The following is a 25,281-nucleotide window of genomic DNA, read 5'->3' as shown; positions in this document are numbered from 1 at the left end:
ATTGGCCTCAAGTGAAAAAAATGTTATAATATTGCGATTCGAAAATGCACCAGTATCAGATTATGAAAAACAGGAAAAGTTTTATTGCGGTTCTGATTGTGATTGTGAGTTTTTTTCAGGCCAGAGCCGATGAGGGAATGTGGCTTCCAATGTTTATTGACCGGCTGAATTACACCGACATGCAAAAAATGGGGCTTCATCTGACGCCCGAAGAAATTTATTCAGTCAATAACGGAAGTCTGAAAGATGCAATTGTGATTTTCGGCGGAGGTTGCACTGGCGAGATCGTTTCCGATCAGGGGCTGATATTCACAAATCACCATTGTGGCTATGCTTCAATCGCTTCATTGAGTACCGTTGAAAACGATATACTGACCAACGGATATTATGCTGCAACCATGGCTGATGAATTATTCCCGGCATCAAACCTAAATGTACGCTTTCTGTTGCGAATCGAAGACGTCAGCAAACAAATCCTTGATTCTATTCCTTTCGAAGCCACTGAAATGGAGCGCGAAGAGATTGTAGACCGCATTTCGAAGAGACTCGAAAAGGGCGCCGTATCGGAAAAATATCAGGAAGCAAGTGTGAAACCCTTTTTCTATGGGAATGAATATTACCTGTTTGTTTATGAGGTTTATTCCGATGTTCGTTTGGTGCTGAACCCACCGTCGTCCATTGGTAATTTTGGCGGTGATACCGACAACTGGATGTGGCCCCGTCACACAGGCGATTTCAGTGTTTTTCGCGTTTACACAGGCCCCGACGGTAAACCAGCCAAGTATAGCAAAGACAATATTCCAATGAAGCCAAAGCATTCTCTTCCGGTTTCGATCAAACCCAAAAAGGAAAATGATTTTGCAATGGTTTTCGGTTACCCGGGTCGCACCTCGCGATACATCACCAGCGAAGAAGTTGAGTCAAATTATTTATATGTCAATCCATCTATTGTAAAGATTCGGGAGAAAAAACTGGCAATCATGGATTTAAACATGAAAGCAAGTGATGAAGTCAGACTTCGTTATGCCAGCAAATACGCTACCACCGCCAATTACTGGAAGTATTATATTGGACAAAACAAGGGAATTGAGCGTAACAATGTGATTGATCGTAAGAAGATATTGGAGGACGATTTTGAAACATGGGTGAATAATGATGGTATTCCCAAATTCGGTTATTACAAAGCCGCATTGGTGAAAACGCACAATTCTATCGAGAAGCTGAGCTTCTTGCGCAAAGTTCAGTATTATATTTCAGAAGCTTTTTTCCGCGGAAGTGATGTAATATCTTTTGCAGGGAGATTCAGGTCTCTGATGGCCGAGCTTTCAGCCGAAAAGCCAAATCTTGCGAAAGTTGAGGAAATGGTAAAATCGTTGAAAAATCAGGCTGAAAAACATTTCACAACTTTTGATCATAAAACCGAGATGCAGCTTTTCAGCGCCATGTCGGCTATGTATGCTGCTGATGTTCCAACGGAATACCATCCTGCTTTTTTCTCCGTTGTCAGCAGTAAATTTAAAAATGATTACAGCCTTTATTCAGATTTTGCTTTTCTCGTCTCAATTTTTTCAAACCAGGATAAAATGGATGCGTTTCTGAATAAGCCAACAAAAGATGTTTTAGCTAAAGATCCTTTATTCGAAGCAGCAGTACAGGTCTATGACATATACAACAAACTGGTCGCTGAAATCAATCCGCTTAATTATCAGCTTACTCAGGGAATGCGTCTGTATGTGCAGGGATTGCGCGAAATGCACCCGGAAAAGCATTTCTATCCTGATGCCAACAGCACCTTGCGTCTGTCTTACGGACAAGTACTTTCCTATAGTGCCGGCGATGCCATTGACTATGATTTTGTGACCACTCTCAATGGTGTTATGGAAAAAGAGAATCCAGACAATGATGAATTTATTGTTCCTGCGAAACTGAAAGAATTGTATGAGAAAAAAGACTTCGGACAATGGGGCGAAAATGGCACCATGATCACCTGTTTTCTCACAAACAATGATATCACTGGCGGAAACAGCGGTTCCCCTGTGCTTAACGGCAATGGCGAACTCATTGGTCTTGCTTTCGATGGCAACTGGGAAGCTATGTCGGGCGACATCGTTTTTGAACCGGCATTGCAGCGTTGCATTTGTGTTGACATTCGTTATGTTCTTTTTTATATCGACAAATATGCAGGCGGAAGCAGGCTCATCGAAGAGCTTGAAATACGCAAATAATTTTTGTTTTTGATTTGGAATGATGGTTTAGGGGCGCAGGGGGACTGCGCCTCTTTGCATTTCAATCACTGTGTGTGATATCAGATTTTTGACAAATCCAGCACAATGGCGATATTCTCTTTCACTTTTTCAATCAACGATTCGGATATACGCCCGACACGTTTCATCAGCCGTTTGTTGTCGATAGCTCTGATCTGATCAATCATAATATCGCAATTCTGTTTAAGCCCGAAATGACCTTTCTTTAAATGAACCCTCAGTATTTCTGCTTTTGGCTGAATATTCGTCGTTATAGGACAAATCAGCGTTGATGGATGAATATCATTCAGGAGGTTGGATTGTATTATCAGAACAGGTCTGGCTTTCCCGGCTTCTGTCCCAAAATGAGGATCCAGATTGGCAATCCAGATGTCAAACTGCTTAATCTTCATAGTCTTCGAGGTTTTCGAATTCATACAGAATGTTCATGGATTCTTCTGCCACCAACCCTGATTCGGTTTTTAATTTTTTTGACAACAACCGCCTTTTCTGTAGTGCGTTATAGAATTTCAGCGCTTCGTTGATGTAGCGATTGCGTGGTTTCTTTATTTCTGATAATACTTTTTCCGTTTCCAGAAACACATTCTCATCCAGTTTTAATGAAAGTGTTTTCATGATGTATCTTATTGGTATATTACAAAAGTATATACTATTCTTGTATTCTGCAAGTATATTTGTTTTTTTTCGAATAATTTCAGACCGAAACCCCTTTGTCTTTCATCCATCGCACAGGAAGCGGCAATCGATTGATCCGCACAAACGGATAGGAAGATTTTTCTCCACCAAATCCAAGATAAAAGCGCGCAAGGTTTTCGTTGTTGCTGCCTTCGAAATCGAATATCTGATGCGTGTTGCAGGTGTCTGCAAGAATTGAATCTATCAAAAAGTGCATGGCGCCCGTTTCACGTGCTTCGCTGCCAGAGCCGCTAAACAGCAGAATCACGCGACCTTCGAATTCCACCGTAAGTATTCCGGCAATGATATCATTATGTTCGTTCAGCGCACTCCAGGTCGTAGCCATGCCGCGATGGCGGAGCTGATAGGAAAGCGTGAGCAGATGGGCATACCATGCATCGCTTTTGCCAATCGCTTCGCCTTTATTTTCGCGAAAGAGAGTGATTATTTTTTCGATATCAAATCCTTTATGCAACGAAACAGCGCTCTGAACGGCTTTTTTGATATTTCGCCGGGTGTTGTCGTTGTATTTATTCCGAAGTTCTTCGATGCTGTAACTGAGCTGAAGTGTAATATTGGTGAGCATTTCAACGCCAGAAACATCAATTGTATTTTGTTCGTTCAGCATGATTTCAGCAAAGCGATACTTTTGCGGAATGGCCTTCAGAAAGCGTTTCACAACATCGCTGGAAATATCTTTCCCAAAAACACCGAGTTGCTGACAAAACGGGGGTTGAAACAAATAGTTTATTCCGAATTTTTTTTCTCCGACGAGTGGCATTACGGATTGATAATTCTCTTCTATCAGACCATTCCAGCCTGGTGCCGTAAGATCGAGATACCAGGACATTGCATAAACCATTGGTTGCGAAGATTGCATCACTGCAGCGTCCCACAAAGTCCTGTCGATATTTTCGTTTACGGCAAATTGTATCATTCGGCTATGGATTGAAACTGACGTATGGTTTTTCTGATGATGTCTGTCCAGCCTTTCCAGCGACCGCTTTCAGAAAGGGTGTCGTTGTGCAGCAACATTTCAAAATGTCCATTCAAAGACCTGATGTAGTCTGCCAGGCGTAAGAGTTCGTTTCGGGTTTGTTCTGGTGTCATTTTCTGATAATCTTTCAGACTGCCGTCCATAATGCAGAAAGGATGTACGGTTAAGGGCAGTACTTTGTCGGTTTCCAGATCGAAAAATCTGAATGGTCTTGATGTCCCGGCCCTGAATCCATGCCCGGATGCAAAGCCCATGGTGAAATCGTTTGTGATTCCAGCCCTGACGAGTTGGCGATACGATTGGGGCAAAGTCATCCGCAGAAAATGTCTCCGTGCAGACGCTACCGAAACTCCAGTAGCTTTTTCCAGTAATTTCTTTTCGCGTAAAAGCTTGTCATCATCGTCCAGACAGTAATACGAAGGATGCAAACCAATCATTGATTCCTGCGCAATTTTTTTTAATTTAGCTGCGGCCCTGCGATGGTGCAGGTTCCCGTTTTTATCGAAGTTGGTTCTTTGCTGTGATGTCAGCATGAAAAACATTACCTGCACGCGAAACTCGCGACTGATTTTATCGATTACTTCAAAAGTGTCAAAAGGATCTTTGCGAAGGCCAAGTAACACCATTGGTCTTTCCACCAATGCGTAAAAACGGCCACTGACCAGGTCGCGGAGCCATCCGGCAATGTTGCGGAACCACCCTTTGGTTCTGTAAGAAAATAGCATATCGACATCGACAGTCAACGAAAAAGTTGGCCGCTCTTTTTTAAACGCTCTTTCGGGAATGTGCATTATCAGACGCTTGCGAAGCATAATGATCCATTCGTCAACAACTGCCCGCAAATGAAAATCATGTTTGAATGCCACCGAGTGCTGCAAATCAAATCGTCCATGATGATCCCGCTCAAGGCAGGTGTATTCCTCATATCTGCTGAGCATGAAAAATATGGCAGAAAAAATATCGAAAGAAAAATCTCCTGATTGCTCCGATGGGAACAAAAGAATATTGTTTTCAGCATCCATTTTAATTTCAGTATTTTGTGCTGAAACGCCCTTCGGGTGCAGAAATCCACTATCGGGTATTGTCACTGTGGCGCGCTGTCCCGGCCCGTAGTCGATGATGCATGCGCCAGTTGAGCTGTTGTCCGGATTCAAAACATACCCGCATCCAAGCCGCTCCCCGAAAATATAATCGAGGGTGTAGCGCAGTTTGGCATTGTCGAATGATGTTCTGACCTCAACAGTCATTGAAAAATATTTTAGTGTTTTTTACTGGTCGATTTAAAAAAATCAAGCATTTTCTCACAAATGAATTCAGCGGCATGACCGTCGCCAAACACAGGCGGAAACTCTGTTGGGGGATAGTTGATCATTGCCTCGGCCTGGGCCGCAATTTCCGGTGCTGTGTGATCGGCAAGGCGTGCAGCGCGCAGTTCGATGATTTCAACCCATTCTGTTTCGGGTCGCAGAATGATTGACGGACGCGAAAAGAAAAAAGCTTCTTTCTGAACTCCGCCCGAATCAGTGAGAACGAGACGACAGTTTTTTTCAAGCAGAATCATGTCGAGAAACGAAGCGGGTGGTATGATGCGAACATCCGCTGTAGCAGGAATATTGCTGCCTATATTCCATTCAGCCATCATTTTTTTTGTGCGAGGATGTACAGGGAAAATGACTGGTAAACCAGTGTTGGCCGATGCAAGACATAAGGCATCAAAGATCATACGTAATCTTTCCTCGTGATCCGTATTATCGTTTCGATGCACCGTTGCGAGAATAAACGGAACATCTTTCAGCTTTTGTTCTTCAATAATTTTTGATTGCTTTTCGGCAATGCCTGCAAAGTGCACCGAGTTGTCGAACATGATATCGCCGCCGTGAAACACTCCGGGTTTATCCAATGAATATGGGCTCATGAGGCCTGCAGGAAATCCTTCTGTTTCAAGATTTCGGATGGCTGTTTTTGTCGGACAAAACATCAGCGTCGAACAATGATCGGCCACAATTCTGTTTATTTCTTCAGGCATTTTTTTATTAAAGGAACGCAGTCCTGCCTCGATGTGAAAAACCGGAATATGCAGCTTCGCCGCTGCCACTGCGCCTGCCAGTGTGCTATTGGTATCGCCGTACACCACCAGTGCATCAGGTTTATACTCCAGTAAAACTTTTTCAAGCCCTTCCATCATACGTCCCGTTTGTTCACCATGGCTGGAAGACCCGACGTTGAGATTGACATTGGGAGCCGGAATGCTGAGTTCGCGAAAAAACACTTCGGACATATTATCATCATAATGCTGTCCGGTATGAACAATAATTTCTTCAATTTCGGAGCTGAAATGCAGTTGTATTTCCCGGCTAAGTGCCGCTGCTTTTATGATCTGTGGCCTTGCGCCGACAATGGTTACAATTCTCATTTTTTGAATGTGTTGATGATTCCTTCGTCCATAAAACTATAAAAGGAATCCTGTGAAATAATGATATGATCGAGTAATCGGATGTCGAAAAGTGCGGCTGCATCGTGGATCTGGCGCGTGAGTGTAATATCTGAATCGCTGGGGTTTAAATTTCCTGATGGATGATTATGTCCGAGAATAAGGCTCAGCGAGCGCGTGTCGAGGGCCATTTTAATAATCTTGCGAATATCGACCTGTGTGGCAGTCATGCTGCCCATGCTTATTCTTTCCTTTACAATGATTTTGTTTCTGCGATTCAGTCCCATGATGCAGAATTCTTCATGTTGCTTATCCCGAAGCATTGGGATGAGCGCCTTCTGCGCATCGCGCGATGATAGAACAAGCTCGTCTTCATCATCACTTTCGCCTTCGCGTCGTCGTGCAATTTCGAGTGCTGCTGCAATGGTCACTGCTTTGGCAGGTCCAATTCCATTTATTTTTCTTATTTCATGAATGGTGATTGCGGATAATTTTTTCAAACTGTTATCAGCATTTTCAAGCATTTCTCTGGCAAGCTCAAGTGCGCTTTTTTTAGTAGTGCCACTGCCAATCAGTATTGCGAAAAGTTCAGCATTACTCAGTGCTTCAGCCCCTTTCGCCAGCATCTTTTCGCGCGGACGATCATCGGCGGCCCACTCTTTTATTGATTTTTTTTTGCTTTTCTCCACAGCTACAAAGTTAATCGGAACTACAACACTGATTTAATTATCTGAGCGTACTTGTTTTTGCCAATTTCAAATCCAAATGTAGTCATTTCAACGTTTAAAATGCAGAAATATTTTTGATGATTTTTATTCCGACATGTAAAAGTTGTACCTTAGAGCTGTCGTTGGCGGATCAGATTACTTTACATTATCACCGCTCAGATCATTGACTTATGAGTAAACAACAGAATAAGCCTGACCTGAATCAGGCACAGTTTCACGATACTTTGTTTGACCATCTGATGGAAAAACGGATTGAGCATATTCTGCTCATCTGCAGCACCTACGATGCCTTTATTCTTGAAGAAGACGGCCGTATAAACGAAGCTATTTTTCAGGAATATGTTTCACTCAATCTGCGCTACCCGCCAAGGTTTATAAAAGCTCACAGTGCCGAAAAGGCCATGGAAATTCTGGAAAACGACCGCGTGGATCTGGTGATTAATATGCTGAGCATTTCGGACCAGAATCCGTTTGAATTTTCGAAAGTAATTAAACATCGGTTTGCTAATATTCCGGTGGTTGTGCTCACGCCTTTTTCGCGCGAAGTGTCGCAAAGACTCGCCGTTCAGGACATGAGTGGTGTGGATTATGTTTTTAGCTGGCTGGGGAATACCAATTTGTTGCTGGCAATTATAAAGCTCATCGAAGATAAAATGAATACTGATCACGATGTTGGCGAGGTAGGTGTTCAGTGTATTTTGCTGGTTGAAGATTCGGTGCGGTATTACAGCTCTTATCTGCCCAATATGTACCGTATTGTAATTGAGCAGTCACGCGCGTTTATGGCTGAAGGGCTGAATGATCATCAGCGCACTCTACGCCTGCGCGGCAGACCTAAAATTTTGCTTGCAACAAACTTTGAACAAGCCCTAAGCATGTATGAAAAATACAAGTCGAACATGTTGGGAATGATATCAGATATTTCGTTTAACCGCAATAATGTAAAAGATAAAAATGCCGGCTTTGAATTATGCAAAATTGTTCAGGCCGACGACCCTTATTTCCCGATACTGCTGCAGTCATCCGATGCCATTACCAGCGAGCTTGCCGAAGGAATCAAAGTAAAGTTTGTTCATAAATTTTCTAAAACGCTTTTGCATGAACTAACCGACTTTCTCCTTGATTATTTGGCATTTGGCGATTTCAGAATCATCAATCCGGCTGATGGAGCCGAGTTATCGCGCGCAAAAGATCTTCAGGCATTGCAGGATCAGATTTTCAGTATTCCCGATGAATCGCTGAAATATCACATCGACCGCAATCACTTTTCGAAATGGCTGCGTGCCCGGGCTTTGTTTTCATTGGGGAAGCTGTTTCGTCAGGCCAATTCCAAAGATTTTGCCTCGCTCGACGAAGTGCGTGAATATCTTTTTAAAGGGATGGCCAAATACCGCAGCGTGCGCGGCCGTGGCGTAATTGCTACTTTCGACCGGAATAAATTCAATGAATACATCTTGTTCAGCAGGGTGGGCGAAGGCAGCATTGGTGGAAAAGCGCGCGGACTGGCGTTTATCGACAATATTCTGAAACGTAATAAGCTTGCACATCGCTTTGATAGTGTTGAACTCACTATCCCGCGGACTGTTGTCCTGTCAACAGATGTTTTTAGCGAATTTATGGTACGCAACGATTTGTATGATTTTGCCATTTCAAGTAACGACGACGAGGAAATTTTAAGTCGATTTCTGGAAGCAGAACTGAACTACGAGACCATTCTTGATTTGAAATCGATTCTCCGTGTAATTAAATCTCCGATGGCGGTCCGTTCCAGTTCGTTGCTCGAAGACAGCCATTATCAGCCGTTTGCCGGAATATACAGCACGTATATGATTCCGAACACCGGCGATGACCGCGACCGGTTGAAAATGCTTATGCAATGCATAAAAGCTGTGTATGCGTCGGTTTATTATAAGGAAAGTAAAGCTTATATGACATCAACTTCCAATCTGATTGATGAGGAGAAGATGGCCATTATATTGCAGGAAGTTTGCGGTTTTACCGAAGGTGATTACTTCTTCCCGGTTTTAAGTGGTGTGGCTCGTTCGGTCAATTTTTATCCAATAAGTCCTGAAAAAGCCGAAGATGGGGTGGTGAGTATTGCTTACGGACTTGGTAAATATATTGTGGATGGGGGAATGTCGCTCCGCTTCTCGCCTCGTTTTCCTGAAAAAGCCATTCAGCTGAGTTCTATAGAAATGATGTTGAAAGACACTCAAAAAGAGTTTTTTGCGATCAATCTCAAACGGAATCTATTTACGCCGAAAGTAGATGATAACGCTCACATAGAGCGGTTCTCGGTTTCAGAAGGTGATCAGTTTACAACTTTTCGCATGGCCGCTTCAACCTACGTGTATCATGACGACCGGGTCGTAGATGGCATTAGCCAGAAGGGTATGAGAATTATTACTTTTAATAATTTCCTCAAGCATAATGTTTTTCCACTGGCAGAAATGATGACCGACATCCTTGAAACCAGTTCGCATGAAATGGGGAAACCTGTTGAAATTGAATTTGCGATAAATATGGACGGACACGGACATCATAAGGTTTTCAATTTGCTGCAAATCAGACCAATTGTCAATAACAAGGAAAACCTGACCATTAACCTCGAACAGATAAACCGTGAAAAATGCATTGTTGTTTCTGAATCGGCGCTTGGCAATGGTATTTATGACAGTATCTGCGATGTGGTTTATATTGTCCCTGAAAAATTCAATGCTGCCGAAACATGGCAACTGGCGCAGGTAATTGAACAACTGAATAAATCGCTGACTGAGGAAAAACGAAATTATCTTCTGATTGGTCCGGGCCGCTGGGGCTCGAGCGATCCATGGTTGGGAATTCCTGTGAAATGGTCGCAGATCAGTGCTGCACGTGTTATTGTTGAAGCCGGATTGAATAATTTTCATATTGAACCAAGTCAGGGTACACACTTTTTTCAGAATCTGACTTCGTTCAGAGTGGCCTATTTCACCGTGAATGATTTTATAAAACAAGGTCTTTACAACACTGATTTTCTGAATGCCCAGGAAGCTTTGTTCGACAATGGCGTAGTGCGTCATGTACGATTTGACCGGCCCATGGAAATCCTGGTAGATGGCAAAAAACATTTCGGAATAGTGGCCATGCCCGGGCTGAAGGCGATTTCGGCAGAGCTGAAGGCATAGGGCATGCGGCAAAATGCTCAAGGCAATACGCATAGTGCATGGAACATGGGCACTTCGTTCTCGCTCAGATATTCGCTTCCAACCTTCAAAAGCCAGAAATAAAATGGAGTTCGCCACGGCCTACTGTATGAGTCGGACGCTGAAGACATTCTAAGCAACGACGATCCCAAATCCTCTCTGCGGTCGAGAGTTTATCCCGCTTCGGCGGGAATGGAATATCGTAGTGACTTTTGGAATCATCCATTTCGCTATAGCTGAAACATCTCACTAACTATTTCAAGTGCTGTTTGTAGTCTTTTAATTCTTTCTGCAGAAGCCGTCTCAAATATCAATCGACAGAGCAAAAACATCATTCCACCGTCCGAAAGCGACGAAGGAGCTGAAGGACATGGAACCGTTGTTTTTGCTGTTGTTACGACGGTTCCATGTTCCGGCCGGCTTAGAAAACCCTCGAAGAGTTCGGAACTCTTCGAGGGTTAATTGTGGCCGGAACGGTGGAATGTCGTAACAAAGTTTTGAGACAACCTAGAAAATTAATCCGGATGGCACTTTCAGAAAGATTTCTCAAAATATTTGACCTTTTTTCTGGTATTCACTTTACAATTGCCGTATCTTTGTAAAAACCATTTGTCATGGCAGCACCAGGATTTAAAATGATAGTCGCAGGACCATGCAGCGCCGAATCCGAGAAACTCTGTCTCGATGTTGCAGCTGGTCTTGCCCGCTCGGGTTACGTGGACCTTTTTCGCGGTGGAGTGTGGAAACCCCGCACCCTGCGCGGAATGTATGAAGGACCCGGCGATGAAGGCCTGAAATATTTATTGGCAGTGCGCGACAAGTTTCATTTTCCGGTTGTTACGGAAGCTGCTACTACAGCGCATGTCGAAGCTGTTCTGAAAGCAGGCCTTGATGCCATCTGGGTTGGTGCCCGCACTGTGACTGATCCTTTCAGCGTGCAGGAACTGGCCAACGCATTGCAGGGAAGCAATATCCGGATTCTTGTAAAAAACCCGCTGGTTCCCGATGTGCGTCTCTGGGCCGGGGCCGTCGATCGCTTGATGAACAAAGGCCTAAACGTCGAAGCGCTCATTCACCGCGGTTTTGTGACCTATGCCGAAAGCAAATTCCGCAACGAGCCACTCTGGGTGCTCATGTCTGAGATGCGGCCCCGATATCCCAATCTCAAAATTATTGCTGATCCGAGTCACATGGCTGGCAATTCTTTTTATGTGGCCGGACTGGCTGCACAAGCCAAAGAAATGGAAGCCGACGGACTTATGGTCGAAGTCCATTCCGATCCGAACAGCGCTTTGTCAGACGCCAATCAGCAGATCACTCCGGCTGAGTTTGTATTCCTGATCGACAGTCTGTGTGGCAAGGAATCGGGCGCACTGCAGGATGCATCGCTTGAGGCGTTGCGTCGCGAAATTGACGAAACCGACGAAAGGCTTTTACGGATTCTTGCTCAGCGAATTGAAATTGTAAAGCGCATGGGAATTGTAAAACGTGATGCCGGCATGACCATCATGCAGGGCGGACGTTGGAAGAGTCTGGTGGATGATCGTCTGAAAAAAGCTGCTGCTCTGGATATCAATGAAGATTTTATTCGCGAATTACTGCAGGTCATTCATGATGAATCGTTGAGAATACAATTATCAATCATCAACAAGGATAACGAAGAATCACAATCATGAATCGATCTGGTTTAGTAGCTGCCATACGACATTTTTTTAAAGCTGGTGGACTTAAAAGTGTCCATTCACCTTGGCTGTATAAAATCTATTATTCATTGCGGCATCCGAAAGCGCTGAAGGACTCAGCCATCGCAAAGCTTGCTTTTCTGCATGGACAGCTTAGCGTTGACAAAACGCCGCTTGTGTTTAATGAATTGGGATCGCGTGAAGGGCGCTTAGAATCTACTGTTTCGGAGGTTTTTAAAAGAACATCAACTTCAATTAGCGAAGCAGAAATGATTGCTGAGCTGGCAATGCATTTCAATGGAAAAACCATTCTGGAAATGGGAACGGCTTTCGGTACAACAACGCTGGCTATGCATTTTGCAGCGCACAAAAGCCGCATTATTACACTCGAAGGCGTTCCGGAAATTGCAGCCATTGCGCAAAGCCATTTTAAAAAGTATGAAGCGGATAATGTTATTCTGAAAATCGGGCGCTTTTCAGAAACATTGCCTCAGGTTGTTGCAGAGGAAAAAGATTTTGGTCTGGTGTTTATCGACGGCCACCACAGCCGCAAACCGACGCTTGATTATCTTGAAATGATTTTGCCCGTGCTAAGCGAAAAAGCCATTGTGGTGTTTGACGATATTTATTATTCGCGCGACATGGCAGAATGCTGGCAGGAATTGTTGCAGCATCCGGCCTTTCAGGTAAAGATGGATTTTTACCGCTTCGGCTTGCTGATTAAAAATTCGGATCTGTCTGCGGAGCGTTTTAGGTTGAAGTTGTAGGTAGAGCGCAATTGATTGTTGGTTTATTCAACCAAAAAATCAATTAGCTTTGTAAAAATATTTTCATCATGCCAGAAGTTATCAGACTGGAGAACATCAGCCGCCATTATAAAGTCGGAACCGTGCTTGTGAAGGCACTCAACAGCGTTTCGTTCAGTATTGAACGGGGCGAATATGTTGCGCTGATGGGGCCTTCGGGTTCAGGAAAATCGACGCTGATGAATATGCTGGGTTGTCTCGACACCCCGACCGGCGGCATCTATATTCTGAACAATCAGGATGTAAGCCAGCTTGACGATAATCAGCTGGCCGAAATCCGCAACAAGGAAATCGGTTTCGTTTTCCAGACTTTTAATTTACTCCCCAGATACACGGCGCTCGACAATGTTGCGCTGCCGCTTATTTATGCGGGTATCAGGAAAGAAGCCAGATTGCTGCGTGCCGAGAAATCGTTGACCGATGTAGGTTTGAGCGACCGAATGGAACATAAACCTAATGAATTGTCCGGAGGACAACGGCAGCGCGTGGCTATTGCAAGAGCACTTGTAAACGATCCTTCCATTATTCTGGCTGACGAACCCACAGGAAACCTTGATACACGCACGTCGGTGGAAATCATGGGCCTGCTTGATGAGTTGCATAAAAAAGGTAATACGATTATTGTTGTCACGCACGAAGAGGATATAGCAAAATATGCACAGCGAATTGTGCGTCTGAGAGACGGTTTGGTTGAATCGGACGCATTGAATCCGCACGTAACCAGCTATCAGAATGTGCTGGCCTCGCTAAAAGAAAACGTATAATTGTTTATGGAAAACAAGGATAATAAAATTTATACCCGTAAAGGCGACTCCGGCACTACATCGCTGATAGGCGGAAAAATTGTGTCGAAAGCCAGTATCCGGGTCGAGTCTTATGGAATGGTGGATGAACTGAATTCTTTTACCGGATGCCTGTATGAGAAAGCGCAGGATGAATTGGTGAAGACGTTTTTGTTTCAGGTGATGAATAAATTATTTCTGATAGAATCGCATCTGGCTGTAGATCCGGCTGAATCCTGCAAAAGACATTTCACTGAAATTGTTGCAGCTGACGCTGAGGCCATCGAGAAAGAGATTGACCGGATGAACGAAACACTGCCGGAACTGAGTAATTTCATCCTTCCTGCGGGCAGCGAAACGGCTGCTGCTGCGCATGTATGCCGCACCGTTTGCCGGAGGGCAGAACGAACTATTTTGCGTTTACACGAAACGGAACCGGTGCAGCCCGAAATCCTGAAATACATCAACCGCCTGAGTGATTATTTTTTCGTGCTGGCGCGCTGGATTTCGCACTCAAGTGGAAATGGCGATGTTGTTTGGATTGCGAAATGATTTAATTTGTATACACTAATTTAAACTTGTCCGCGTTAGTACACTCAAAGTTGAAGAAAACAAGAAATGAATAAGATTCTTATATTACTATTTGTGTTTTTTGTGGCTACGGAGTCTTTTGCACAGGCCCCCAAATATTCAAATGAATTCCTTGCCATCGGCGTTGGAGGGCGGGCTTTGGGCATGTCGAATTCGGTAGTCGCTTCCGTTGGCGATGCTTCGGCGGGTTACTGGAATCCAGCCGGGCTGGTTGATTGCGAAGCCCCGCGTCAGTTGTTTCTGATGCATTCGGAGTATTTTGCTGGCATAGCCAAATACGACAATATCTCGCTGGCCGCGGTTACAAGCGATTCTTCGGCACTTGCATTTTCATTCATCCGCTTTGGCGTGGATGATATTCCAAACACCACGGAGCTGATCGACGCCCAGGGAAACATCGACTACGACCGCATTACAACATTCAGCGCAATCGACAATGCTTTCATCGTCAGCTATTCGAAAAAACTTCCGATAAAAAATTTACAGGTAGGTGGGAATTTGAAAATTATTCGTCGTAAAGTCGGTGATTTTGGCGGCAGCTGGGGCTTTGGCATTGATGCTGGTGCGCAGTACCGAAAAGATAAGTGGCGCTTCGGTGCCGTGCTGCGTGACGTTACTTCAACTTTCAATGCGTGGTCGTTCACGCTCGACGACGCCACCAGAGAGGTTTTTACACTCACAGGGAATGAGATCCCACAAAACAGTCTGGAGCTAACAATGCCGCGGCTTTTGCTTGGTGCCGGCCGAAATTTTGAAATATCAAACAGCTTTTCAGTATATCCTGAAGCGGACATGGATATTACGTTTGACGGAAAAAGAAATGTATTGCTAAAAACTGGTTTTGCCAGTATGGACATTCATGCGGGATTCGAAGTGAATTATAAAAACGTGGCTTATCTGCGTGGAGGATTTGGCAATATTCAGCAGGAAACCAATTTCGACGGAAAAAAAGTTACTACGCTACAGCCCAATATGGGCGTAGGAATCAGAATCAAAGACATAATGAGCATTGACTATGCGCTGACCGATCTCGGCGATGTAAGTGTTGCTTTGTATTCGCATGTATTTTCGCTGGTCTTCAATATACGGCCGAAAGGCACAGGCACGAGTATCAATCCAAGTATCTGATGAATGAATAAACTTTTACTGCTTATTATCTTTCTGTTGGGTATTGGTTGCTGTAATGATGTGATGGCGCAGAATTACGGCAATGAGTGGATCAATTATTCACAGCAATATTATAAAATCAGAGTTGCGCAGGATGGGGTTTATCGCATATCCTATTCAGCGCTAGCCACATCCGGCATTCCATTCTCAACATTCGATCCCCGGCAGATTCAGATTTTCGCCAATGGCGTTGAACAATACATTTATGTACATGGCGAAAATGATGGTTTTTTCAATTCCGGCGATTACATTGAATTTTACGGAAAGCGCAACCGGGGCGACTTTGATGCAGGTGTGTATGATAATCCTGCAGATATTCCAAATATTGATTACAGTCTTTTCAACGATACGACTGTATATTTTTTTACATGGAATTCCTCAATTACAAACAGGCGTTTAGTTGTTGAAACAGACAAAAACTTCTCGGGCTACACCTCTGAAAGTTACGTATGGTTTGATTCACGCACCAATTACATTGCGCGCTATTTTAATGGAAAAACCGATATTAATGGCATTACCGATCCACGCTACACCAACTGTGAAGGTTGGTTTGACTCTGGCTTTGACGCAAATGCATCGGGCTCCTACACCCGCAGTATTCCAACACCGTCGGTTTTTTCATCCGGGCCGGCAGCTACTGTTGATTTGCTGCTTTTAGGTGCATCCGATTATATCAATGCCGCTCCTGATCATCATGTCGTGTTCAATTTTACAGGATTAAGTGTTGATACAATTTTTGAAGGATATGTGCCAATCAGAATTCAGAAAAGCAGACCAGCTAGTACGCTTACATCAGGTGCCACAAACTTCAACATCAGTTTGCCGAATGACCTTGGCAGTCTGGCTGACCTGACGACACTCAGTTATATTGATATCCGATATCCCCGACAACTTAATCTGAATTCATCGGGGAATTTATTATTTGAATCAAATGACGGATCTGGTGCTAAAACTTTTTTCGCATTTACCGGTCTTACTGCGCCAACAACAGATACGGTGGTTGTTCATGATTTAACCAATCACCGCCGCATTCTCACTACGCGTGCAGGAGCCAGTGTGAGTTTTCTTGCACCCAACAGCGGCGCTTTGAAAAAATTGTATCTTGCTTCAGAAAGCAGTGTGATGCCGGTTACTTCATTGAATCCGGTGAACACCAGCATAGCTCCCGGTTATTTTATTAATTATAGTGATGGAGCTTATTCTGGCTCCGATTACCTTATTGTTACGCATCGCTCCTTGCTAAACAAGGCCAATGACTATGCCGCATACAGAGCGACAACCGGATACACCCCGCTGGTTGCTGACGTTGATCTTCTGTACGACGAATTCGCCTACGGAATAAATAAACATCCATTAGGAATATCGAATTTTACGCGGTTTGCGCGGGCCAATTTTGCCGACACCATTCATGGTCTATTCCTGATTGGAAAAGGATATCGCGCAGGCGACACGCAGTATAATTATCGCAGGAATACAACTTATAATTCATTGACGCTGGTTCCTTCGTTCGGCAATCCGCCCTCGGACAATCTATTCACATCTGAACTGGAAGACAATAATTATGCACCGGCCATTCCGACCGGAAGGCTTGCGGCACGCAATTCCACGGCCGTTGGGTGGTATCTTGAAAAAATGCAGGATTTCGAAACGGAGCAAAACCAACCGTATAATCCGGCTGATCCATTTTCCAATCAATGGATGAAGCGTGTGCTGCATTTTGCAGGTGGTTCCGATTACGGCCAGATGATGGCATTGCTTAATTATCTGAATCGTTATCGTGATACGCTCATGGCTCCGTATTTTGGCGCTGACGTAAAGACCTTTTCCAAATCATCCACCGCGCCAATACAGCAGAACCAAAGCGATAGTCTGAGAAACCTAATCAACGAAGGAGTTGCTATTCTGAATTTTTTCGGCCACGCAGCAGGCATTGGTTTCGACATCAGTATTGACAATCCGCAGGACTACAGCAATTACAAACGCTATCCATTTTTAATGGCCAATTCCTGTTTTGCCGGTGATCTTTTTCAGCCTACAAACAGCTCTTCGGAAGAATTTGTAATTATAGAAAACAAAGGCACCATCGGCTATCTGGGCTCGATCACCAAGTCGCTGATGACTTCACTCGATAGTTACAGCTCCGAACTGATCCGAAGAATGTCGAAGCAGGACTACAACAAACCCATCGGATATATAATGATGGAGACCATTAAGACTCTGCAGAGTTACACTACCTCATCATATATTCGGGATGTTTGTCTTGAAATGACTTTGCACGGCGATCCCGTGTTGCGCATTGGCGGCCAGCCGCAGCCCGATCTGATGCTGACCACCGGAAGTATTTATTTTAATCCGGCAAATGTCACCAGTGATCTTGATTCATTCACCGTAAATGTAATTACGCATAATGTTGGCATGGCTGTTTCTGACTCTGTCATTTTGGAACTCACCAGAATATTTCCGGACAATACAACAGAGGTGTTTCCGAAAATGATTAAATGTCCGGCCTTTTCCGACACCATCCAATTTTTGCTTCCGGTGAGTCCATTGAACGGCGTTGGTCTGAATTCCTTCTCAGCTTTAGTTGATGCATATGATGCGCTTTCAGAAATGGATGAAACAAACAATTCAACAAATACAACACTGTTCATTGTTTCGAACGATGTTAATCCTGTTTATCCTTATGAATTTGAGGTTCTGCCCGATACTTTTGTAACGCTGATTGCAAGCACTGGCTACGCAATGGCGCCAACAGGTTCGTATGTGTTTCAGATTGATACAACCGATGCTTTTAATAGCCCTTTCCTGGTGCAAAGCAGTCCGGTAATTCAGAGCGGAGGCATTATAGAATGGGCTCTGCCATTCAGCATGCTTGCCATGCCGGATTCGACCGTTTATTTCTGGCGGGTGAGTTCAACAGCCAACAGCAATTGGCGTGAAAGCTCCTTTCAGTACATCACTGGAAAACGCGGCTGGGGCCAGGCACATTTTTTTCAATTCAAGAAAGACAACTTCAATTATGTTTCCTACAACAAGCCTTCAAGAATCCTTGAATTTATAAACACAATTGTGAATATCCAGGCTCAGACCGGCTATTATCCGTATATATTATGGTCAGAGGAATGGTATAAAATCAACAATTCGATCAAGGGACAATGGTCTTGTACAAATTACAACGGCGACGGGATGAAATTTGCTGTTTTCGATACATTGAGCATTTCTCCCTGGGCCAATACAGATCCGGATCTCAACGGACTCGGTCCATTCGACGCACTCAACTGCCGCTCGTATGTGTATTATGATTTTGATTTCTTTACCTATGGAGAGCCCTGGTACACACGAATGATTAATCTTATCGACAGTGTTCCTGATGGCTTTTATGTTTTGGCGTTCAGCCACCGCAACCACAATGCTCAAAACTGGCCCGACTCATTGTACGAAGCCTTTGAGAGTATTGGGTCAAATGTAATCAGGACCTTACCGAATAATTCACCTTATATCATTTTTGGTCGTAAGGGGTATCTGAATATGGCTGATGAACGGGTCGGAGCAGGGATTACAAGCATTATTCCCGGTTCGTGGGATATTTCCACAAACTGGAAAGAAGGATATGTAGAATCCACCACCATTGGTCCGGCGGCAGAGTGGGGAAGCCTGCACTGGCGGGTGAAGAGTTTTGAACCAGGCGTGTGGACCGATACGGTCCGATTGTCTGTCATTGGTATCCGGCCGGATGGAACTGAAGACGTTGTAATTTCCGACTTGCCTCCGATTCCTGATTCGCTTGATATTCTGAATCTGAATTCCCGCATTGATGCTTCCGTTTATCCATATCTCCGGCTGCATTTGAATATGAGCGACGACAGCCTGCGTACACCGGCTCAGCTGGAACGCTGGCAGGTTTTGTTTGAGCCAGTGCCTGAAACAGCTATCGATCCGGTTTCGCATTTTACTTTTCATAACGATACACTTCAGGAAGGAGAGTCCGTGAAGATGGCCATAGCCACCCGAAATGTGGGTCCTGTCAATTTTCCCGACAGTCTTTCGGTTGCGTATTGGCTGATAGACAATGACAGAAATATTCACGAAATTGCGAGAAAGAAACTGCGTATGCATCCCGTGGGTGATATCCTGGTTGATTCAGTTTCTTTTTCCACGCAGGGATTTGCAGGAATCAACAGCCTTTGGGTTGAATTCAATCCGGTTGATCCGGCCACAGGAAGTTATTATCAGCTGGAGCAATATCATTTTAATAATATCGCCGAGATTAAATTTCTGGTTGAAAAGGATCTGATTAATCCTATGCTGGATGTCACTTTCGATGACGTTCATATTCTCGATGGGGATATTGTAAGTGCTCAGCCATTGATAGAAATTTTGCTGAAGGACGAGAATCAATATCTTTTTCTCGATGATACTTCGGCATTCAGAATTTATCTCCTGCGACCGGGAGCAACAGATCTGGAGCGTGTTTACTTTACGGAAAACGGACAGGAAAATATGAGGTTCTATCCGCCGTCGTCAACAGCAAACAACATAGCTCGCATTGAGTTTCCGGCTGGAGCGTTCCCCGACGGAGTGTATAAACTGGTGGTGCAGGCGCGCGACAAGAGTGGCAATGAGAGCGGCAGCATCGATTATTCTATAAATTTCGAAGTTGTAAACAAGCCTGCCATTACCGATGTGCTGAATTGGCCGAACCCGTTCAGCACCAAAACGCATTTTGTTTTTACACTCACCGGCTCTGTTGTCCCGGAATATTTCAAGATCCAGATAATGACCATCACAGGGAAAGTTGTCAGAGAAATTGACAAATCAGAGCTCGGCCCGATTCATATCGGCCGCAATATTACAGAATACGCATGGGACGGTCGCGATGAGTTCGGCGATCAGTTGGCAAACGGTGTTTATCTGTATCGTGTTATCGTAAAACTCGAAGGACAGCAGATGGAAAAGATTGAAACTCCGGCAGGGCAATATTTTACAAAAGAATTCGGGAAGATGATGCTGATCCGGTAGGCGCGCAACGTGCGGGCACAATGCATAAGGCCCGAAGCACAACCTCGACCATTTTGAATATTGAACAAAGAACAAGGACTTGTGAATGAAGAAGTAAGTATGAGGTGACATCCATTTGTCTTTCTCTCTTCCTTATTCCTTGTTCAGTGTTCGTATTACCTCAACCTTGACCTCGATCTTGACCTCTACCTCACCGACCAATATATATAATGTAGCCCATCATAAATGGTAATAAATTCATCCTCAAAAAATTATTTTTCTTAAAGTGTTGGTTAATTGAAATAAACTATCTACCTTTGCAGTCCCAAAAAAATTGGGGTAACTAAACTGTAAATAAATCGTTATTGTATGCCGACAATACAACAATTGGTTCGTAAAGGCCGCAAGGAGCTTCAGTATAAGAGCAAGAGCCCTGCGTTAGCCTCCTGCCCGCAGCGTCGTGGCGTATGTACCCGTGTGTATACTACCACACCAAAAAAGCCGAATTCGGCAATGCGTAAAGTGGCCAGGGTTCGCTTGACCAATCAATTCGAAGTAACAGCCTATATTCCGGGCGAAGGACATAACCTGCAGGAACACAGTATCGTTCTGGTACGTGGCGGCAGAGTAAAAGACCTTCCTGGTGTTCGTTATCACATCGTACGTGGTGCACTTGACACTGCTGGTGTTGAAGGACGTTCACAGCGCCGTTCGAAATATGGAGCCAAAAGACCGAAGAAAAAAGCATAATTGAATAATATCGGTTCGATATGAGAAAATCAAAACCAAAAAAGAGAATCATCCTTCCTGATCCCAAGTTCGGCGACCAGCTGGTTACCAAGTTTGTGAATAATCTGATGTACAGTGGCAAGAAAAACGCCTCTTATCAGATTTTTTATGATGCTATTGATCAGATTGCTGAAAAATCGAAGGAGAATGGTCTCGAAGTGTTCAAAAAAGCACTTGAAAATGTAACACCTTCTGTTGAAGTTCGCAGCCGCCGTATTGGTGGTGCCACTTTCCAGATCCCTTCCGAAATTCGTCCGGAACGTAAAAGCAGCATCGGGATGAAAAACCTGATCACTTTTGCCCGTAAGCGTCACGAAAAATCAATGGCCTCTAAACTGGCTTCTGAAGTTCTTGCAGCTTTCAAGGAAGAAGGTTCAGCGTTCAAACGTAAGGAAGATATTCACCGCATGGCCGAAGCCAACAAGGCGTTCTCACATTTCAGATTCTAAACCTTTTCATGACAGTCCTGACTCAAATACGGAATATTGGCATTATGGCTCACATCGACGCTGGTAAAACAACGACGACTGAGCGTATTCTGTATTATTCAGGCATCAATTATGAAATTGGCGAAGTTGATGATGGCGCAGCCACCATGGACTGGATGATTCAGGAACAGGAACGAGGCATCACGATTACTTCGGCTGCCACGACTGTTTATTGGGTTTCCAATAATGAAAAGTATCAGGTCAATGTTATCGATACTCCGGGCCATGTTGATTTCACTGTCGAGGTGGAACGATCTTTACGTGTACTGGATGGCGCAATTGCCGTCTTCTGTGCCGTGGGTGCTGTTCAGCCTCAGAGCGAAACTGTATGGCGCCAGGCCAATCATTATCGTGTACCTCGTATCTGTTATGTAAACAAAATGGATCGTCAGGGTGCCGATTTTCTGAGAGTTGTAACTCAGATTCGTGAAAAACTGCGGGCAAATCCAATCGTCGTTCAACTACCCATTGGCGTTGAAGACGGTTTTACAGGCGTTGTTGACCTCGTCGAAAACAAAGCATACGTTTGGGATGATGAAAGTCTGGGTAAAGATTACTCAGAAATTCCTGTCCCGGAAGACATGCTTAAAGTTGTTGAGGAATACAGGCTCAAACTGATTGAAGGTGCTGCCGAGGAAGATCCGGAACTTCTTGAACGATACATGGAAAATCCGGCATCAATCTCAGGTGACGATATCAGAAAGCAACTCCGTAAAGCCACGCTTGAAAGCAGGGCTTTTCCTGTTTTTTGCGGATCTTCATTTAAAAACAAAGGGGTTCAGACTCTTCTCGATGGTGTAATTCATTATCTTCCGTCTCCTGTCGAAATGGAAGAAATTGAAGGATTCAACCCCAAAACCGAAGAGAAAGAATCAAGAAGCAATGCTGTTGAAGCTCCCTTCTGTGCATTGGTTTTTAAAATTGCAAATGACCCATACGTCGGTCGTCTGGCTTTTACACGTGTTTACTCAGGTTCTCTGCAATCTGGAGTAATGGTGTATAACAGCTGCACGGAACAAAAAGAGCGGGTTTCCCGCCTGATCCGGATGCACTCCAATAAACAGAACCCGCTCGAAACTATCGAAGCCGGTGACATCTGTGCAATTATTGGACTGAAGAACATTCACACCGGCGACACTCTCTGCGATGAAAAACATCCAATTGTTCTTGAGTCGATGGATTTTCCTGAACCGGTTGTTAGCATCGCCATTGAGCCAAAAACTCAGAATGACCTTGATAAATTAAACGCATCACTCCAGAAAATTGCTGAAGAAGATCCGACCTTCACCATCCGTCAGGATGACGAAACCGGGCAGACTATCATCAGCGGCATGGGTGAATTGCATTTGGATATTATTGTTGATCGGCTGAAACGTGAATCGAAAGTAGATTGTACACTTGGAAAACCGCAGGTTGCTTATCGCGAAGCCATCGGCGCAACTATTTCTCATCGCGAAGCTTATCGTAAACAAGCAGGTGGCCGTGGTCGCTTTGCTGAAATTGAAATTATCGTTTCTCCGGCGCCCATCGACCAGAAAGGTCTGCAGTTTATCAACAGTACCAAAGCCAGCGTTCTTTCGAAGGAATTTGTTGCGGCTGTTGAAAAAGGTATTAAAGCAGCCATGGGCACTGGTGTAATGGCCGGATATCCGGTTTTTTGCGCCAAGGTCGAGTTGATTGATGCAGTGATGTCGTCTGAAAGCGATGCCCTTGCATTTGAGATTTGCGGGACCATTGCGTTTAAAGAAGCAAGTCGCAAAATCAAGAGTAATCTGCTTGAGCCGATTATGAAACTGGAAGTCGACACTCCTGAAGAGTACGTCGGCGACGTTACCGGAGATATCAACCGTCGCAGAGGCGAGATCACAGGTATTGAAGCCCAGATTTATTCAACAGCGGTGAAAGCTATGATCCCTTTGGGAGAAACTTTCGGATATATTACCTCTTTGCGTAGTCTGACCTCAGGCCGCGCAAACATGAGCATGGAATTTTCGCACTACAGCATAACCCCCAATGAGTTGGCACAGGATATCATTTTCAAAATGAAGGGAATCCGTGTTAACTTATAAATCAGATGTCAAACTGAAAAATCATATACAGTGAGCCAGAAAATCAGAATTAAACTCAAATCGTACGATCATTATCTCGTTGATAAATCAGCTGAGAAAATTGTGAAGATCGTTAAGGCAACGAATGCCGTTGTAAACGGACCTATTCCTCTGCCAACAGACAAGAAATTCTTCACAGTAAACCGCTCGACGTTCGTGAACAAAAAAGCGCGCGAACAGTTCCAGCTCTTTACCTACAAGAGATTGATCGACATTTATTACAATCAGCAATCGAAAACCATTGATGAGCTGATGAAGCTCGAATTGCCACGTGGTGTGGAAATCGAGATCAAAGTGTAATTACTAAAACAAAATAGACAACATGTCAGGTTTAATTGGAAAAAAAATCGGAATGACCAGCTTTCACGAGGCCTCTGGGAAGATCGTCCCATGCACAGTTATTGAAGCTGGTCCTTGTGTCGTGACTCAGGTCAAGACCAAGCAGACTGACGGTTACGAAGCCATCCAGCTTGCTTACGACGAAAGAACAGAAAAAAGCACTTCAAGTGCCATGAAAGGCCATTTCAAAAAGGCCGGCACTTCTCCCAAGAGAATGGTGATGGAATTCACCCGTTTCGAGGAAGGCCATCAGAAGAGTCTTGGTGATGTACTGAATGTTGATGTATTTCTCGAAGGGGAATATATTGATGTTACCGGTCATTCAAAAGGAAAAGGCTTTCAGGGTGTTGTAAAACGTCACGGATTTAAGGGAGTTAACCAGCAGACTCACGGACAGCACAACCGTGGCCGTGCTCCAGGATCCATTGGTGCATCATCTTATCCCAGCCGTGTATTTAAAGGTATGCGAATGGGCGGTCATGATGGAAACAGCAGGGTTAAAATGATTAACCTTCAAGTAATGAAATTAATTCCGGAAAAAAACCTTGTTGTTGTTAAAGGTTCAATTCCCGGTCCGAACGGCTCATACGTAATTTTGGAAAGATGGAAGTAAAAGTATATAACACCACCGGAAAAGAAAGCAGCAAGACTGCGGTTCTAAAGGATGAGATCTTTGCGATCCAGCCGAATGACCATGCTATTTACCTTGATGTTAAAAGAATCCAGGCCGACAAGCGCCAGGGCACATCAGACAGTACTGAGCGCAGCGGATTAAGCGGCAGTACAAGGAAGCTCTTTCGTCAAAAAGGTACAGGCGGAGCTCGCCGTGGCGACATCAAATCACCGCTGCTTCATGGTGGAGCACGTGTATTTGGTCCGCACCCACGCGACTATAACTTTAAGGTAAACAAAAAGGTTCAGGTACTGGCTCGTAAAAGTGCCCTTACCTACAAAGCCATCGAAGGCGCAATACGCGTGATTGAGAACTTTGATTTTGAAGGTCCGAAGACCAGTCAAATGATGGAAATTCTGAAAAATTTCGAAACTTCAGAAAAAAAATCTTTAATTGTGTTGGATGAATCAAAGAAAAACGTATATTTGTCCTCCCGAAATTTGAAGAAGGTAAAGGTAATAAGTGCTTCAAAATTAAACACTTACGATATTCTGAACGCTCAGATCGTAATATTTTCAGAAGCATGTTTGCCCCAATTGGATACAATTTTTCTTGGAACAGAAGAATAACGACGTCAG

Annotated in this window: 20 protein-coding genes; 14 read left to right on the top strand and 6 right to left on the bottom strand. The window is 44.2% G+C overall.

Translation table 11 applies throughout. The annotated features are described in order from the left end of the window. Window positions 1-62: 62 nt before the first annotated feature. A complete protein-coding gene (locus A2W93_02070) occupies window positions 63-2,225 on the top strand; it encodes a hypothetical protein (protein OFY55852.1) in 2,163 nt (720 codons plus the stop codon). 80 nt (window positions 2,226-2,305) lie between these two features. Here the strand turns inward: A2W93_02070 and A2W93_02065 are convergent, their stop codons facing one another. The 6 genes from A2W93_02065 to A2W93_02040 form a co-directional block, all read right to left on the bottom strand. Continuing rightward, entirely contained in the window at window positions 2,306-2,656 is a 351-nt protein-coding gene (locus tag A2W93_02065; protein OFY55851.1) for a taxon MazF, read from the bottom strand. Further along, the gene (locus A2W93_02060; GenBank protein ID OFY55850.1) at window positions 2,646-2,879 is read right to left on the bottom strand and encodes a hypothetical protein; all 234 of its coding nucleotides are present in this window, start codon (window positions 2,877-2,879) and stop codon (window positions 2,646-2,648) included. Before A2W93_02060 ends, A2W93_02065 begins: the two co-directional genes overlap by 11 nt. Window positions 2,880-2,958: 79 nt before the next feature. Further along, window positions 2,959-3,876 carry a hypothetical protein gene (locus A2W93_02055; protein OFY55849.1) on the bottom strand — a complete coding sequence of 306 codons (918 nt, stop codon included), beginning with the start codon at window positions 3,874-3,876 and terminating at the stop codon, window positions 2,959-2,961. Continuing rightward, a complete protein-coding gene (locus A2W93_02050) occupies window positions 3,873-5,183 on the bottom strand; it encodes a hypothetical protein (GenBank protein OFY55848.1) in 1,311 nt (436 codons plus the stop codon). The genes A2W93_02055 and A2W93_02050 overlap by 4 nt, the downstream gene beginning before the upstream one ends. 11 nt (window positions 5,184-5,194) lie before the next feature. After that, window positions 5,195-6,349, bottom strand: a complete 1,155-nt coding sequence (locus A2W93_02045) for a UDP-N-acetylglucosamine 2-epimerase (GenBank protein OFY55847.1) — start codon at window positions 6,347-6,349, stop codon at window positions 5,195-5,197. Continuing rightward, the gene (locus tag A2W93_02040) at window positions 6,346-7,056 is read right to left on the bottom strand and encodes a hypothetical protein (GenBank protein ID OFY55846.1); all 711 of its coding nucleotides are present in this window, start codon (window positions 7,054-7,056) and stop codon (window positions 6,346-6,348) included. Before A2W93_02040 ends, A2W93_02045 begins: the two co-directional genes overlap by 4 nt. Window positions 7,057-7,265: 209 nt before the next feature. On the opposite strand from A2W93_02040, the gene A2W93_02035 reads away from it, so the two are divergent. From A2W93_02035 to A2W93_01975, 13 genes are all read left to right on the top strand, one after another. After that, the gene (locus A2W93_02035; protein ID OFY55845.1) at window positions 7,266-10,262 is read left to right on the top strand and encodes a phosphoenolpyruvate synthase; all 2,997 of its coding nucleotides are present in this window, start codon (window positions 7,266-7,268) and stop codon (window positions 10,260-10,262) included. 632 nt (window positions 10,263-10,894) lie between these two features. Next, window positions 10,895-11,956: a hypothetical protein gene (locus tag A2W93_02030; protein ID OFY55844.1), complete on the top strand. Its 1,062-nt coding sequence runs from the start codon at window positions 10,895-10,897 to the stop codon at window positions 11,954-11,956. Then, window positions 11,953-12,729 (top strand): hypothetical protein, encoded by a 777-nt coding sequence (locus tag A2W93_02025; GenBank protein OFY55843.1) that lies wholly within the window; start codon window positions 11,953-11,955, stop codon window positions 12,727-12,729. Before A2W93_02030 ends, A2W93_02025 begins: the two co-directional genes overlap by 4 nt. A 68-nt stretch (window positions 12,730-12,797) precedes the next feature. Further along, window positions 12,798-13,532: a macrolide ABC transporter ATP-binding protein gene (locus A2W93_02020; GenBank protein OFY55842.1), complete on the top strand. Its 735-nt coding sequence runs from the start codon at window positions 12,798-12,800 to the stop codon at window positions 13,530-13,532. 6 nt (window positions 13,533-13,538) lie between these two features. Further along, window positions 13,539-14,102, top strand: coding sequence for an ATP:cob(I)alamin adenosyltransferase (locus A2W93_02015; GenBank protein OFY55841.1), 564 nt, complete (start codon window positions 13,539-13,541; stop codon window positions 14,100-14,102). Window positions 14,103-14,168: 66 nt separating this feature from the next. Next, window positions 14,169-15,269 carry a hypothetical protein gene (locus tag A2W93_02010; GenBank protein ID OFY55840.1) on the top strand — a complete coding sequence of 367 codons (1,101 nt, stop codon included), beginning with the start codon at window positions 14,169-14,171 and terminating at the stop codon, window positions 15,267-15,269. Between the two features lie 3 nt (window positions 15,270-15,272). Then, window positions 15,273-20,327: a hypothetical protein gene (locus A2W93_02005; protein OFY55839.1), complete on the top strand. Its 5,055-nt coding sequence runs from the start codon at window positions 15,273-15,275 to the stop codon at window positions 20,325-20,327. Between the two features lie 348 nt (window positions 20,328-20,675). Further along, window positions 20,676-21,056, top strand: coding sequence for a 30S ribosomal protein S12 (locus A2W93_02000; GenBank protein ID OFY55838.1), 381 nt, complete (start codon window positions 20,676-20,678; stop codon window positions 21,054-21,056). Window positions 21,057-21,076: 20 nt separating this feature from the next. Next, window positions 21,077-21,544: a 30S ribosomal protein S7 gene (locus tag A2W93_01995; GenBank protein OFY55837.1), complete on the top strand. Its 468-nt coding sequence runs from the start codon at window positions 21,077-21,079 to the stop codon at window positions 21,542-21,544. An 8-nt stretch (window positions 21,545-21,552) separates the two neighbouring features. After that, the gene (locus A2W93_01990) at window positions 21,553-23,652 is read left to right on the top strand and encodes a translation elongation factor G (GenBank protein OFY55836.1); all 2,100 of its coding nucleotides are present in this window, start codon (window positions 21,553-21,555) and stop codon (window positions 23,650-23,652) included. Between the two features lie 30 nt (window positions 23,653-23,682). Further along, window positions 23,683-23,991, top strand: coding sequence for a 30S ribosomal protein S10 (locus A2W93_01985; protein OFY55835.1), 309 nt, complete (start codon window positions 23,683-23,685; stop codon window positions 23,989-23,991). A 22-nt stretch (window positions 23,992-24,013) separates the two neighbouring features. Further along, window positions 24,014-24,643: a 50S ribosomal protein L3 gene (locus A2W93_01980; protein ID OFY55834.1), complete on the top strand. Its 630-nt coding sequence runs from the start codon at window positions 24,014-24,016 to the stop codon at window positions 24,641-24,643. Then, window positions 24,634-25,272 carry a 50S ribosomal protein L4 gene (locus tag A2W93_01975; GenBank protein OFY55833.1) on the top strand — a complete coding sequence of 213 codons (639 nt, stop codon included), beginning with the start codon at window positions 24,634-24,636 and terminating at the stop codon, window positions 25,270-25,272. Before A2W93_01980 ends, A2W93_01975 begins: the two co-directional genes overlap by 10 nt. Window positions 25,273-25,281 lie beyond the last annotated feature (9 nt).

The sequence above is a fragment of the Bacteroidetes bacterium GWF2_43_63 genome (assembly GCA_001769275.1).
Lineage (GTDB): Bacteria > Bacteroidota > Bacteroidia > Bacteroidales > DTU049 > GWF2-43-63.
The sequence above is the reverse complement of the archived record's forward strand: the minus strand, read 5'-3'. Positions and strand labels throughout refer to the sequence as shown.